The sequence below is a fragment of the Pantoea sp. B550 genome (genome assembly GCF_024158165.1).
In the GTDB taxonomy this organism is placed as follows: Bacteria; Pseudomonadota; Gammaproteobacteria; order Enterobacterales; family Enterobacteriaceae; genus Pantoea; species Pantoea alfalfae.
On sequence record NZ_JAMYXI010000003.1, the window covers coordinates 3,563,507 to 3,578,271 of the forward strand.

Genomic DNA, 14,765 nt, shown 5'->3' on the forward strand with positions numbered 1-14,765 from the left:
GAATATGTCGGAACATGATCAACCCCTGAATGTCCCCAACGCCCTGCCGCTGGGTTACCGCTTCAATGAGTTTGAAATCAAAGAGGTCATCGGCGGTGGCGGCTTTGGCATCGTCTATCGCGCCTGGGATCACCAGCTTGAGCGCGATATCGCCATCAAAGAGTTTATGCCCGCTTCGCTGGCGGTGCGCAGCGATGACCTCAATCTGGTGCTGCGCAGTGAGCGCTTCAGCAAAACCTTTCACGCCGGACTGAACAGCTTTATCCAGGAGGCGCGGCTGCTGGCGCGCTTTAACCATCCGAACCTGCTGCACGTGCTGCGTTTCTGGGTGCAGAACGACACCGCGTATATGGGCACGGTGTTCTACAGCGGCACCACGCTCTCGAACTTCCGCGAACGTCATCCGCAGTCGGTGAATGAGGCGTGGATCCGTCGCATGCTGCCGCCGCTGCTGGGGGCGATTAAAACCATCCATGAAGCGGGCTATCTGCATCGCGATATCTCGCTGGATAACATCCAGATCCAGAGTAGCGGCGAGCCGATCCTGCTGGACTTCGGGTCGGCCCGTAAAACCATCGGCAACCTGTCGGATGAGAGCGAGACCATGCTGCGTCCCGGCTATGCGCCGATTGAGCAGTACAGCGATAACGATGAGAGCGAGCAGGGCGCATGGACTGATATCTACGCGCTGGGCGCGGTGCTGCATACGCTGATTACCGGTGCGCCACCGCCGGTGAGCGTAGTGCGCAGCATCGAAGATAACTACCAGCCGCTGGTGCAGCGTCGTCTGGCGGGCTACTCCACCGCGCTGCTTAGCGCTGTCGATCGCGCGCTGGCGCTGAAACCGGAAGATCGTCCGCAGAGCATTGATGATTTTGCGGTGCTGATGGCGCTGCCGGAACGCGAGCCTGAACCGCTGCTCAGCGCAAAAATGAGCGGGCCGGGCACCATGCTGGTGCCGATTGAAGAGGAGGCGATCATCCCGCCCGCCTCGCCGTTGAAAACGCTGCTGGGACACCGCTTTGCGCTACCGGGCCTGGTGGCCGCGGGCGTGCTGGTCGGCCTGTGTGCCGGTCTGCTGATGTCGCGTGGTGATGACCAGACGGCGCAGGCTGAGAACGCGCAAAACAGCGCACCTGCCGCCAGCGTCGCGCCGGTTAATCAGCCGGTGGCTGCGCCACCGACGCAGGCTGAGGCCCCGCCGGATACCGTTGCCAGCGCGCCGGCTCAGACTGCTGAGCCTGCGCAGACCGCCGCACGTGAACCCGATCCTCAACCGGCACCGCCACCCGCGCCGGTCGCTCAGGTCTATATCCGTCTGCAGCAGGGTGAACGCGTTCAGGTGAACGGTCAGCCGCAGGCGCTGGTCCCGGCGGTGAATGGCTTCGCCACGCTGCAGCTGGCACCGGGTAACTACACCTTTGCCATCAGCGGCCAGAGTGGCACCCGCCAGCAGACGCTGACCATCAGCGAAGAAGGCGTCTGGTTGCTCGATCCACACAGTTAATAGTCAGGGATTACTTATGTTCTCACGCATTACTGCACAGCTGCCGGCGGACGGCCTGCTGTTCCATACGCTCACGGGCACCGAGACGCTGTCCCGTCCGTTTGTGCTCACCGCCGAGCTGCTGGCCACCGACGCGCGCATCGACCGTCACGCCCTGCTGGGCAAGCCGGTGACCTTTACGCTGCCGACCGATGGCCTGATGAGCGCGCTCAGTCCGCGCTACCTCAACGGCAAAATCACCCGGGTGGCGGTGCGCAGCCAGGAGCTGAGCGGCACCCGCTACGCGGTCTATGAGCTGACGGTCGAGCCGGACCTGTGGCCGATGAAGCGCGACCGCAACCTGCGCATCTTCCAGAGCCAGACGGTGCCGCAGATTGTGCAGACGCTGCTGAAGGAGTACGCGGTCAACGTCGAGACACGCCTGGCGGGTAACTACCGGGTGTGGGAGTACTGCGTGCAGTATCAGGAGAGCAGCCTGGACTTTATCAGCCGCCTGATGGAGCTGGAGGGGATTTACTACTTCTTCCGCCACGAGGCGGACAAACATACGCTGGTGCTGTGCGACGCGCCGGATCAGCATCAGGCGTTTCCGGGCTATGAGACCATTGCCTATCACGTCACCCCGTCGGGTGGTGTCGTCACGGAAGAGGGCATCAGCCAGTGGTCGCTGGCGGAGAGCGTGACGCCGGGCATCTACAGCACCGACGACTACGACTTCCGCAAGCCGAACGCGTGGATGCTGCAGGCCCGCCAGAACCCGGCGTCGCCGGTGCCGGGCTCGGTGGACGTTTACGACTGGCCGGGGCACTTTGTGGACCACAGCCACGGCGAGTCCTACGCGCGCATCCGTCAGGAGGTGTGGCAGGCCGAGCACCACAGCGTCAGCGGGTCGGGCACGGCCACCGGCATCGCGCCGGGCTTTACCTTCTCGATCATCAACGCGCCGCACTTCAGCGACAACGGCGAGTACCTGGTGACCTCGGCGACCTATGACTTTGCCGAGAACGCCTACGCCAGCGGCGACACCGGCGACAGCCGTCACAACATCCACTTCACGGTGCTGCCGTCGTCGGTGACCTACCGCACGCCGCCGGAAACGCCGTGGCCGAAAACGCACGGCCCGCAGACGGCGAAGGTGGTGGGACCCAAAGGCGAATCGATCTGGACCGACCGCTACGGCCGGGTAAAGGTGAAGTTTCACTGGGACCGGCTGGCGAAGGGCGACGACACCAGCTCCTGCTGGGTGCGCGTCTCCAGCGCCTGGGCCGGTCAGGGGTTCGGCGGGGTGCAGATCCCGCGTGTTAACGATGAAGTGGTGGTGGACTTTATTAACGGCGACCCGGACCGTCCGCTGATCATCGGCCGCGTCTACAACGAGGCGAGTATGCCGCCGTGGGCGCTGCCCGCGGCAGCGACGCAGATGGGTTTTTTGAGCCGGTCGAAGGATGGCACGGCGGACACCGCGAACGCGCTGAGGTTTGAGGATAAGGCGGGTGAGGAACACCTGTGGATTCAGGCGCAGAAGAACATGGATACACATGTTAAAAATGATGAGTCACACAGTGTTCTGAACAATCGGACAGTTTCGGTAGGTGCCAATAACGAGACTCGGGTAGAGGGCGATCATACTCTCGGGACTCAGGGAAACAGCAAGACGCTGACAACCGGCAACCGTACTGAACAGGCTTTTGCTTCTTACACAATTGCAGCCGGAGATACTTTACGGATTGAGTGTGGCCTAAGCGCAATAGAGTTAACTAAAGACGGCGCAATTAATTTCATTGGCAAAAATTTTAATCTTACCGTCGATAATAATGGTGAGATTAATACTAAGGGTGGGGAGTTACATTTAAATCCTGAAGGAGGAAGTGCTGCAACAATTGCACCGGGTAGCGGACATAAAGATAAAATAAAAACTGAAATTGAAAGCTACTTCTCATCATCAACAAAAGATAATAAAGGATAAAAATGGCCACCTATACTCTCCAGGAAGCGTCAATTGAATTGCCCGATATGTTTAAAGACCGGACAATGAATCTGTTTACGCTCAGCGAAAATAATGCGAGCGAATTTACCTTTGTGGTGTCTCGCGCATCTGCTGTAAATGACGATACTGTGCAAAAAGTGGCTGCGAGAATTATTGATGAGATGAGTGTCACTGTTCCCGCTTTCGTAAATGTAACATCACAACTGATCGAGATAGATAATCTACCCGCAGTTGAGCTTTTTTATCATTTTGAAAATGACGGTATTGAGATCTGGCAAAAACAATCCATTGTTTTACTAGATGATGAGGCGGGGGGTAAAAAGATTGTTTGCTATATTGGAACATGCCCAGGGCGTTTTAATGATTATTATACTAAGCAATATCATGAGATTATTAACAGTGTTAAATTTAATTCTTTCGATTCTGATCATGAGCCTGTGCCGATAGCAGCTGATGCATCGGGAATTTTCTTTTCTTTGGATAACGATACTAAAGTGCTCACGGCACATGAAACGGTGACATTACTTTATCAGAATGTTGATTTAAAAAGAGCATTGAATGGTAGCTATTTGTTCTTTGACTCAGCGGGAAGCCCATTACATATCGCCGCCTTAAATAATGAAGAGCCGTTACGCTATGCATTATGGACATCACCGCATAGGAAAAGCTCATCTTTAAGAGATTTTCTTGGTATGGCAAAAGCATTTAAAGGACCCGCAGATCTCGCCAGCGAACAACAAATCCTTGCGTTTCTTCAGAGACATAAGGATGTATAAATTATGGCTGAATTCAATGCTGCCAGAGAGCAGGACGAAATAGCGCATACGGCTTCCAAAGGCTGGATGATCGCCGGTCTCATTGGCGGTGCAATATTAGGTGCAGCAGCCGTTGTCGTTACCGGTGGAGCGGCTCTGGTTGTGGTTTCAGCAGCAGCAGCCGGTGCGTGTGCGGCTGGAGGGGTGGGAGAAGTACTTGGAAGCATGTCTTGGGCTCCGCGGCATAACACTGGCAAACTGTTATCCGGATCGCCGAATGTTTTCACTAACAGCAGAGCAGCGATACGGGCACATTTATCCAAAGGCGACTGCGATGAGCACAGCGGCTCATCGCAACGGGTAGCTGAAGGTTCCGATAAGGTTTTTATTAATAACTTTCCTGCCGCCCGTATCGGAGACCGTTTGACCTGCAGTGCGGAGATATCTGGTGGTTCCGCAAATGTGTTTATTGGCGGAGGTAAACTTCAGACTGACGACATCAATCCCGAAATCCCCGGCTGGGTGAACTGGTTGATGATGGGGGTAGGGACTGCTGCCGTCGCGGTGCTGGCTTCTCCGGCTATTGCGCTGCTAGGGTTAGCAGGCGCGATGGGCGGCGGTTACGCCGGCAATTGGGTAGGTGGCAGACTGTTCGGGGAAGGCTCTGACGAACAAAAATGGTCTATGCTGGTGGGCAGTTTTGTCGGTGGGGCATTGGGTGGCAAAGGGGGCATGAAGTTTGATGCCTGGCGTGCTGTCAAAACCGGCGAGAACGTTGAGATTGTACCTGAAGTTGTAGCTGAGCCTATTGTTCCGAAAATGCCTTTGTCTGAGGCTGTTGGAAAGGCCCAGGCGGATGGATGGATTACAGCAGGACGTGAAAGAGCATTGCTCCATGAACCAGAATTAGCTGGTCTTTTAAGCGATGACCAGATAGGTGCAATATATGGATATACCACGAATGAGGGTTATACTGCGTTAAATCCAGCATTAAGAGGTCAAACTCCTTTAACTCCTGAGTTAGAGGCCTTTGCATCTCATGCCAGAGATGGCCTCCTTAAACTCCCTGCTTATAAAGGAACCACCTTCCGCGGGATAAGCTCACTTCCTGAAGACGTTCTTGCAAATAATCAACCGGGTCGCTTAGTTTCAGATGGGGCATTTATGAGCACCTCTTCGGGTGAACCTTTTGGTGGCAACGTACTAATCAAAGTTGATGGTACATCGGGTAGGGACATTTCATTCTTGTCAGAGTATCCTAATGAGGCAGAGGTTTTATACCCACCCGGCACCAAATTTGAAGTTATTAATAGGGTTGATGATGGTGTGAACACGCAATTGCATTATAAGGAGGTTTTATGATTGATCTAAGAGCTGACGAGTTTGAAATTTTTGTCTATGCGAAACGTTATGCTCATTTAACGCCTCAACCTTCGCGGCAGTTAATGAATAGAATGTCTTTTGATCCTAAACCCTTGAAAAGCCATCCTGATGATGGAGTTAAACCAGAATGGATGAAATCGCTCCCTCAAAAAATCAATAATGAGCGAGCATTAGATAAATGTCAGGGCGCTTTAATGGGCTTGGCGGTTGGAGATGCTGTTGGCACGACTCTGGAATTTATGCCAAGAGATAAAGCTCACGTTGATGATATGGTTGGAATGGGACCTTTCGGTCTCAAACCCGGCGAGTGGACTGATGACACCTCAATGGCGCTGTGTCTCGCTGAAACATATATTGAAAGTAATAAATGTGACATCACATTATTTCGTAAAAAACTGCTTAGCTGGTATAAAAATGGGACAAATAGTTCAAATGGCGTCTGCTTTGATATAGGTAACACAACGCGCTTTGCGCTTGAGCAATTTGAACAGCACGGGCCCTCCTGGATGGGGAATACTTCTCCTGAAACAGCTGGTAATGCTGCATTAATTCGCCATGCTCCGACTGCTATTTTTAGAAGAAAATCTTTTGTTGATGGTTGGCGTGATGCCGCGTTGCAGAGTAAAGCTACACATTATGCTCCAGAGTCAATTAATTGTTGTCGTTTTTTTAATGTAATACTTCATTATCTTTTAAACGGTTACAATAAGAGCGAAAGTTTTGCGCCTCATCTCATGGCCACATCACTACGTGTCCTGCTTATTAATGCCGGTGAATATAAAGAAAAGCATCGTGATCAAATCCGCTCCTCCGGTTACGTTATCGACACCCTGGAAGCAGCATTATGGGCCGTCTGGCATACAGACAATTTCAAAGATGCCATTTTGCTGGCGGCAAATCTTGCTGATGATGCTGATAGTGTAGCGGCGACGGCAGGTCAGCTAGCGGGTGCATTGTATGGTTTATCAGGCATCCCTAAGGAATGGATTGATAAAATAGTACAAAAAGACAGAATTCTTTCAATGGCAGATAAACTGTTTCATATGGCGCCTGAAGAAAAAGATTAATGAAAAAATCCCATATCTGCAGTATGGGATTTTTTTTGTGAATGAAAAATTTAGATAAAGGGATAGACTATCAAGTCTATGGCTTAAGAATAGGAGCGATTTATGATTGAAGCTAAAGTTGTTGAGTCACGCCAGGGTGACTTTAATTTACTGCGCTCGGGTAGTGAATGGTTTATAGGCGTTCTTATTCCAAATTTTTATCCAAACTCACATTTTGATGTTAGCAAAATATTTATATTAGATGAAAATGATCTTCTTCACAAAGATGATTTTGACTATTTAATAAGTTTAGCCGAGTCTGTTCGTAATGATTGGACCAGGTTCTCTGATAGAGAGGTTAAAAATATTAAGGTCGTGAAATAATTTATAATAAATAAACTAAAAGAATGATTTTTCCTCCAGGGAGGATAGATTTTTTAGTGAATTAATTGTTAAAGCAGGCACCAAGGCTGTTCATTTTTTCAAAAGTCATTCTTTCTCTTGGATCTATATTGATTTATTACGGTTTTTAGCTGGCGAATTAAATTAAGAAGGCAATCAGGCTATGAATGTTGATGTGGGCTATGCCTTTCCCTTTACGCTGCCTTTATCAAAAAAGAGATCGAACAGCACTTCTAGGAATGTTTGGTTACTTTGGTAAAAGAAGTAATGCTGCATTACCGGGTTGTGCTGACAAAAAGCCTAAATATGTTTTTTCCATTTCAACTTTCAATTTCTAAAAACTCTCTTTTACCATTTTGACCTTATAAGGAGATAAAATGAACCTGCCAGGAATGAATCCCGAAAATAACTTACCGGGTTATGACATCGCGAGAATGACCGGTTATGGGGCACCAGATTTTGATTTCAAAGCGCTGGGTGCAGCAATGGATTGCACTCGAGAGTTTTATCAGGCTGGCATCATCTATGCAGATGGCGCACAGCGTTTTCTCGTTCGACCTGGTCAGCGTCATCCTAATGGCCAAAGTGGTATCGTCACACATCTTATTGTGACCAAAACGCCTCAGCAAGCCACAGCGTCTGATACGGGCAAGTCACTTAGTGAAGCAGTAAGCGCAACCTCAATGGGAACGGAGATTGCCTCGACCGTGCTTTCCTGTGGTGCAATGATTATCACTGCTGGCGTGGCGGTTATCGGCGCTTCAGCAACGCCTATAACGGCTGGCAGTAGCGGCGTGCTTGTTGCTATTGGTTATGCTGGCGCTGCCGCAACAGGTGTGCAATGTGTCAATGGTATTTACCGGGTTTATGATCTCGTCGAAAACGGTGGTCAAAACGTAGCGTGGCTCGACTCTCAGGATTGGTACGTTGCCACTTCAACGTCGCTTGACCTTATTTCACTAGCCAGCGTGGGCGGAGCGTTAAAAGAAGCCTTGGCAACATGGCGAGCGATGAAATCAGTCTCTTCTTTAAAAGCAACGGAGTGGCTCAGGAACTATCCAAGGCAGGATCGGGCTCGCCTTACCGAATTAATCATTAAGGCACAAAACCCTGGTATTAGTAATAAAGAGCTTAAAGCCGCCATCCGTGCAGGACTTTATCCAAAGCGTTTCCCTGTAGAGCCGGTGCAAAAAGAACTTGTTAAGCAACTCGCGCAGGTCGTCACGAGTGCAGCTGCTGTGGCTGGCAGTGCTGTCAGTGGTATTATTGCTGCTCCGGGTAACGTGCCGCGCACCGGGCGTTATGTAGTAGGAACAATCCAGTCACTGGCGGTATTTTAATGCAATTTTTATCATGGCTTATTGGGCGTAATCTCACTGAACTGCTGCAACAGGGTCGCGAAATAGATCAGGTCATCGCACGGCAGGATGATTCCATTGTTGCCCGTTCCACCACAGAGCTTGAACGGTATTTTAAACAGCCTTCTGAGTCGCTTCCCCGGCAAAACGGCTTCCCGGTTGCACTAGTGCTGATGCTGTTACTGGTCGCATTTGCATTTAACTTGCTGACGTTTCTGCACGTTTTACCTCCGCTTACGCCACAGATACACGCGTTGAGTTTTTTTGTTCCCTCAATCGTCGTTCTTGGCGCGATTCTCACTGCCAGTTATCTGCTTGCGCGAGGCCATACATCCGGTGTGGAGGGGCTGGCTTACCTCTGGGCGATGTTGCTGATATCGACTGTTTTACTCCTGATCTACAGCGTTGTTACGGGTAGCCACTCGGGTCTGTGGCTACTTCTGGCACTCGCGGCTTTGGTGGGTGCTCGCTGGTTAATGAATGGGCAGGCTTTCATCCTGTTTGCCATTTACTGCCGGACACAACGCCTCGCCAGTGTCGCCCGGCAGCGTCGCATGAAGTAACCCGTAATGGTCTTTAGTGCGGTTATCGCGGAATACCCATTCCGCGACTCTCTTCTGTTTTTCTCTCAACACAATCTTTTTCCTATGACCCACCCCTCCATTTACTTCATTCCTTGTTCCAACCCCCTGAAAAACCCACCCATCATCACTATTACCTCTGGCTATAACCTGCCGTTATACCCTCCTGCTAAACAAGCATTCGTCACCTTTCAGAACGCATGAAATAGTGGTTTCAGAACCTGATCTTTTGGCTGAAACGAGAGACAACATGCTAATCCCACAACCCTATTTACTTTTTCTTGGCGATGTAACCGATCCCCTCGCGGCAAAAACGGCGCGCGGTATTCATATCTGGCGGCCGGAACAGTGCGTTGGCGAAATTAAACTGCCGGGCTGCACGGTCAGTCTGGGTCTGGATGAACTAGATATTCCCGGTGCCAGAGCGCGCGGTGCGAAAACCCTGGTGCTGGGCACGGCCAATGCCGGCGGCTATCTGCCAGCGCACTGGCTGGAAACCATCAAAAGTGCCATCCAGGCAGGCATGAACGTTGCCAGTGGTCTGCACCATCGGCTGGTGGATGAGCCGGAACTGGTCGCGCTTGCGCAGGCTTCGGGTGTTGAGCTGTTTGACCTGCGTCATATGCGTCCGGCGCTTAATGTTGGCAGCGGCAAGAAGCGCACAGGTAAGCGCATCCTGACCGTAGGCACGGACTGCTCAGTGGGCAAGATGTATACCTCACTGGCGCTGGAAGCGGCGATGCATGCGCGCGGCATGAAGGCTGATTTTCGCGCCACGGGGCAGACCGGCATTCTGGTCGCAGGGGAGGGTATTGCTGTGGATGCGGTCATCGCGGATTTTATTGCCGGTGCAGCAGAAGCGCTGTCACCGGAGAATGACGCGGACCACTGGGATATCGTCGAAGGTCAGGGCTCACTGTTCCATCCCTCTTATGCGGGCGTGAGTATGGGGCTGATGCACGGTGCGCAACCGCACTGGCTGGTGATGTGCCATGAAATGGGACGCCCCCATATGCGTCATCTGCCCCACCAGCCGATGGTCAGCCTGAAGGAATGCGTTGAAGCCAATCTGCGTGCCGCGCAGGTGACCAGTGAGTCGGTTCAACTGGCGGGCTTTGCTATCAACACCTCAAATTACAGTGAAGAAGAGGCGCTCGCTTATTGCGCCGAAGTCCGCGCTGAGTTCGGCTTACCGGCTACGGATCCTGTGCGTTTTGGTATTGATGAGATCGCTGCACTGCTTCAGGAGCGTGGCTGAAATGAGACAGTTGCAGATTGAGGTGGTGGAGCTGCCGCTGGCGCGACCCTTTGCAATCGCACGCGGTACCCGTACTGCCGTGACGGTCATCCGGGTCACGCTGGAACAAAACGGATTCATCGGGCAGGGCGAATGTACCCCGACGGCCCGCTACGATGAGACGCCCGACAGCGTTCAGGCCCTGCTCGAAGCCGTACGCACTGACGTGGAGGCGGGCCTGAGCCGTCACGATCTGCAAAACCACTTACCCGCCGGTTCGGCGCGCAACGTGCTGGACTGTGCGCTATGGCGACTTGATGCCGCACGCGCTCATGAGACGCTGTGGCAAAAGAGCACGTGCTCTCAGCCAGCTTCAATCGTTACCGCAGAAACCCTTAGCCTTGATTCGGAGAAGAACATGGCTATCGCGGCGGCAGATGCCGTCTCACGTGGAGCCATCCTGCTCAAAATTAAGCTCGACCGCAGTGAGATTCTGGAAAAGGTGGCGGCGATCCGCGCGGCGGCACCGCACGCCACGCTCATTATCGATGCCAACGAAGCCTGGTCGGGGCTGGAACTGGAAAGCCTGCTGGTGGCACTGAAAACCTTCAACATCGCGATGGTGGAGCAACCCCTTCCCGCGGGGCAGGATCATGACCTGCAACGTTTTAAACATCCCATACCGGTCTGTGCCGATGAGAGTTGCCATACGCGGGCGGATATTGCCGGATTACGCGACCGCTACGAGATGATCAACATCAAACTGGACAAGTGCGGTGGCTTGACCGAAGCGCTGGCGATGGTGGAAGAAGCCCGGACGCTCAATATGCGCATCATGGTCGGTTGCATGCTGGGCTCGTCTCTGGCGATGGAAGCTGCATTGCCCGTCGCGGTAAATGCAGAGTTCGTCGATCTGGACGGCCCCATCTGGCTTGCCGCCGACAGTTCTCCTTTCCTGAGCTATTCCGAAGGCCGGATCTGGCTATAACTCTGCGAGGCGACGATGACGGACACACAACGTACTTCTCCTGTTACCCGCGCGGCCTCGCCATCTCCCGTGCTGGCGATTGAGGATCTCAGCGTCTCATTCCATGGACGCAGCGGTGAGAATCAGGCACTCAAAGGCATCAGTTTTGCCATTAATCCGGGTGAAATTGTCGCCGTGGTGGGTGAAAGCGGCTCCGGTAAATCGGTTACATCGCTGGCGGTGATGGGCCTGCTGTCCAGCAATGGACGTGTCGATCGCGGCAGCATCCAGTTTCGCGATCGCAGCGGAAACCTGCACGCGTTAGAAACCCTTAACGATGCACAGCGCCGCACACTGCGTGGCCGTGAAATGGCGATGATCTTTCAGGAGCCAATGACCTCGCTGAATCCGGTCTTGCGCATTGACGATCAACTCACCGAGGCATTACGCGATCATCATCTGTGCGACAGAAAACAGGCCCATTCGCGTGCGCGTGAACTGCTGCGACAGGTACGTATCGCGGATGTGGATCGCGTGATGAAAAGCTATCCGCACTCGCTGTCAGGCGGCATGCGGCAGCGTGTGATGATTGCGCAGGCGCTGGCCTGTGATCCGCAGCTCCTGATTGCCGACGAGCCTACCACTGCGCTGGATGTCACCGTCCAGGCGCGCATTCTCCATATTCTGCGAGAGCTGCAACGTGAGAAACAGATGGCGGTGCTGTTTATTACCCATGATATGGGCGTGGTCGCGGAAATCGCCGATCGCGTGGTGGTCATGCTGCGTGGCGAAGTCGTTGAGCAGGGAACCGTGTCTGAGATTTTCGCCGCCCCGCAGCACGCTTATACCAAAGCGTTACTGGCGGCCGTACCCAGACTCGGTGATATGCGGGAACACGCATGGCCGCACCGCTTTCCTCTGCCTGGTGCGCGGGATGCTGTGCAAAGCGAACAGCAAACTGCTCGCTATGATGAGTCGCCGCTGCTGGATGTGCGCGGGCTGAAAGTCTATTACCCGATTCGCAGCGGCATCTTATCGGGCCTGACGCATCATGTGCATGCGGTGGAGCAGATTGATTTCACGCTGTGGCCGGGTGAAACCCTGGCTATCGTGGGTGAAAGCGGCTGTGGCAAATCGACCACCGGACGGGCACTGATGCGCCTCATCAACAGTGACGCTGAAAGCATTCACTTTGAGGGAAAAGAGATCTCTGACCTGAAAGAGGCAGAGTTTCAGCCGCTGCGCCGTGAAATCCAGATGGTATTTCAGGATCCTTATGCCTCACTGAATCCCCGCCTGACAGTAGGGTTCACCATTGCAGAGCCGTTGCTGCTACATGGCATGGTCTCTTCGCTTGAACAGGCTTCCCCACAGATCGATGCGCTGCTCAAGAGCGTCGGTCTCCTGCCGGAGCACGCGCGTCGTTATCCGCACGAATTTTCTGGCGGTCAGCGTCAGCGTATTGCCATTGCCCGCGCCATGGCGCTGAAACCGAAAGTGATTATTGCGGATGAAGCGGTATCAGCTCTGGATGTGTCGATTCAGGCGCAGGTGGTGAATCTGATGATGGACCTGCAGCAGCAGACGGGCGTGGCATGGATCTTCATCTCTCACGACATGGCGGTGGTGGAGCGTATTGCGAATCGCGTCGCGGTGATGTACCTCGGCCAGATTGTGGAGCTTGGACCGCGTCAGTCGGTATTTAATCAGCCGCAACACCCCTATACCCAACGTCTGCTGGCCTCCGTGCCGGTCGCCGATCCCGAGAACCGTCAGCCCCGTCTTTTCGATGACAGCGAAATTCCTTCGCCGTTACGTAAGGTGGGCGAAACGGTCACGAAAACCCGTTATCGCCAGGTTGCGCCCCAGCACTGGGTCGCTGACGGCATTGCATTGTAATTATCCTCAACGACCAGGAGAATGTATGAAAACGCTGTTTCGCCGTACTTCGCTAGCCCTCGCATTGACGACGACGCTGGTCATGACTGCGCAGGCACAGGATCTGCGCATCTCCATGTATGCCGATATTACGGGACTGGATCCGCACGACACCTCGGATAATGTCAGCTACTCGGTGCAGAGCGGCATCTTTGAGCGGCTGTTCCAGTTTGATCCTCAGATGAAGTTGCAGCCCTGGCTGGCGACCGGTTATACCTCCAATGACAGTGCCACCGAATTTACGCTGACGCTGCGCAAAGGCGTCACCTTTCAGGACGGTACCCCGTTTGATGCGGACGCTGTCAAAGCTAACCTTGATCGGCTGGCAGACCAGAAAAAAGGGCTGAAGCGTAACAGCCTCTACAAGATGATCGATAAGGTTACGGTGCTGGCACCTGACCAGGTAAAAATCGATCTCAATCAGTCGTTCGGCGCCTTTATCAACACGCTGGCGCATCCTTCGGCGGTGATGTGGAGCCCGTCCGTTCTTAAGCAATATCCGGACGAAGCGCAGTTGCGGCTGCATCCGGTGGGAACCGGTCCGTTTAAATTCGTCAACTGGACACCGGGCAAAGCGGTCACGCTGGCGAAGTATGACGGTTACTGGCAGCAGGGATGGCCTAAAGTCGACCATGTGATCTTCTCGCCGAGCCCGGAAGATGCGACACGGGTGGCAGCGCTGAAATCGGGGCAGGTGGATGCCATCTGGCCATTGCCGTCAGACCTGATTGCGGTCGTGAAGCAGGACAGCCACCTTTCGATTCAGCGCGATCCGAGCATTTATCTCTATTACATGGCGATCAACACGCAGCACAAGCCGCTGGCCGATGTGCGGGTTCGTCAGGCCATCAACTATGCGATTGACCGTAATCTGTGGCTGAAAGTAGCCTTTGCCGGTCTGGGCAAACCGGCCACCTCCGCCATGCCGGAAGGGGTGCAGTTCTATCAAAAACAAACCGCTCCCGACTACCGTTATGCACCTGACGAGGCTAAAGCGTTGCTGAAAGCCGCGGGCTATCCGAATGGTCTGGATCTTAAACTCTGGGTCACCAATGCCACGGCCGCCGTACGAGCCGGTCAGGTGCTGAAGGCACAACTGGCTGCAGTGGGTATTCGTGCCACGGTCACACCGATGGATTCCGGCACGCGCAACGCTAAATTGTGGGGCGTGAAGGATCCGAAAATGGCGGAGTTTGACCTCTATTATGGCGGCTGGTCGACCTCTACGGGCGACGCCGACTGGGCGCTGCGTCCGCTGTTTGCCACCGAATCCTGGGTGCCGACCTCCTATAACGTCTCCTACTTCAGTAACCCGGATGCAGACAAAGCGATTGCGGCCGGGCTGGCGACCGCCGATCCGGCAAAGCGCGGTATCGCCTATGCGCAGGCGCAAAAGGTGTTGTGGAAAGAAGCACCGGTGGCATTCCTGGGCACGCCAGACAATCTGGTGGGCAAGCGCAACACGCTGAGCGGTGTTTCGATGCTGCCTGATGGCAATTTCATATTCACTCAGGCGTCCTTTAAATAAGACGGTTTCTTCTTCCTCGTTTCCTGTCCGCAATGGGCCGGGGAGGTGAGCAGGCCCATCGTACCTCATTTCAGGG

Annotated in this window: 12 protein-coding genes; all 12 read left to right on the plus strand. The window is 53.7% G+C overall.

Going from position 1 to position 14,765, the window contains the following annotated elements; translation table 11 throughout:
• The first annotated feature begins 4 nt into the window (after positions 1-4).
• The 12 genes from NIM72_RS19730 to NIM72_RS19785 all read left to right on the plus strand — a co-directional run bounded on the left by NIM72_RS19730 (position 5) and on the right by NIM72_RS19785 (position 14,689).
• Positions 5-1,507: a serine/threonine-protein kinase gene (locus tag NIM72_RS19730; protein ID WP_253421664.1), complete on the plus strand. Its 1,503-nt coding sequence runs from the start codon at positions 5-7 to the stop codon at positions 1,505-1,507.
• Positions 1,508-1,523: 16 nt separating this feature from the next.
• Positions 1,524-3,473, plus strand: coding sequence for a type VI secretion system Vgr family protein (locus NIM72_RS19735; RefSeq protein WP_253421667.1), 1,950 nt, complete (start codon positions 1,524-1,526; stop codon positions 3,471-3,473).
• 2 nt (positions 3,474-3,475) lie between these two features.
• Complete coding sequence (locus NIM72_RS19740) at positions 3,476-4,270, plus strand: DcrB-related protein (RefSeq protein ID WP_253421670.1); 795 nt, start codon at positions 3,476-3,478, stop codon at positions 4,268-4,270.
• Between the two features lie 3 nt (positions 4,271-4,273).
• Positions 4,274-5,611: a PAAR domain-containing protein gene (locus NIM72_RS19745; protein ID WP_253421673.1), complete on the plus strand. Its 1,338-nt coding sequence runs from the start codon at positions 4,274-4,276 to the stop codon at positions 5,609-5,611.
• Entirely contained in the window at positions 5,608-6,699 is a 1,092-nt protein-coding gene (gene tri1, locus NIM72_RS19750; RefSeq protein ID WP_253421675.1) for an ADP-ribosylarginine hydrolase Tri1, read from the plus strand. The genes NIM72_RS19745 and tri1 overlap by 4 nt, the downstream gene beginning before the upstream one ends.
• Positions 6,700-6,801: 102 nt before the next feature.
• Positions 6,802-7,062: a hypothetical protein gene (locus NIM72_RS19755; RefSeq protein ID WP_253421678.1), complete on the plus strand. Its 261-nt coding sequence runs from the start codon at positions 6,802-6,804 to the stop codon at positions 7,060-7,062.
• 395 nt (positions 7,063-7,457) lie between these two features.
• Positions 7,458-8,420, plus strand: coding sequence for a hypothetical protein (locus tag NIM72_RS19760; RefSeq protein WP_253421681.1), 963 nt, complete (start codon positions 7,458-7,460; stop codon positions 8,418-8,420).
• Complete coding sequence (locus tag NIM72_RS19765; protein WP_253421684.1) at positions 8,420-9,001, plus strand: hypothetical protein; 582 nt, start codon at positions 8,420-8,422, stop codon at positions 8,999-9,001. Before NIM72_RS19760 ends, NIM72_RS19765 begins: the two co-directional genes overlap by 1 nt.
• 268 nt (positions 9,002-9,269) lie before the next feature.
• On the plus strand, positions 9,270-10,277 hold the full coding sequence (gene dgcN, locus NIM72_RS19770) for an N-acetyltransferase DgcN (protein ID WP_253421687.1): 1,008 nt from the start codon (positions 9,270-9,272) through the stop codon (positions 10,275-10,277).
• 1 nt (position 10,278) lies between these two features.
• Positions 10,279-11,244: an N-acetyl-D-Glu racemase DgcA gene (gene dgcA, locus NIM72_RS19775; RefSeq protein ID WP_253421690.1), complete on the plus strand. Its 966-nt coding sequence runs from the start codon at positions 10,279-10,281 to the stop codon at positions 11,242-11,244.
• Positions 11,245-11,259: 15 nt separating this feature from the next.
• Positions 11,260-13,122, plus strand: coding sequence for an ABC transporter ATP-binding protein (locus NIM72_RS19780; RefSeq protein ID WP_253421693.1), 1,863 nt, complete (start codon positions 11,260-11,262; stop codon positions 13,120-13,122).
• 25 nt (positions 13,123-13,147) lie between these two features.
• Positions 13,148-14,689: a glutathione ABC transporter substrate-binding protein gene (locus NIM72_RS19785; RefSeq protein WP_253421696.1), complete on the plus strand. Its 1,542-nt coding sequence runs from the start codon at positions 13,148-13,150 to the stop codon at positions 14,687-14,689.
• Positions 14,690-14,765 lie beyond the last annotated feature (76 nt).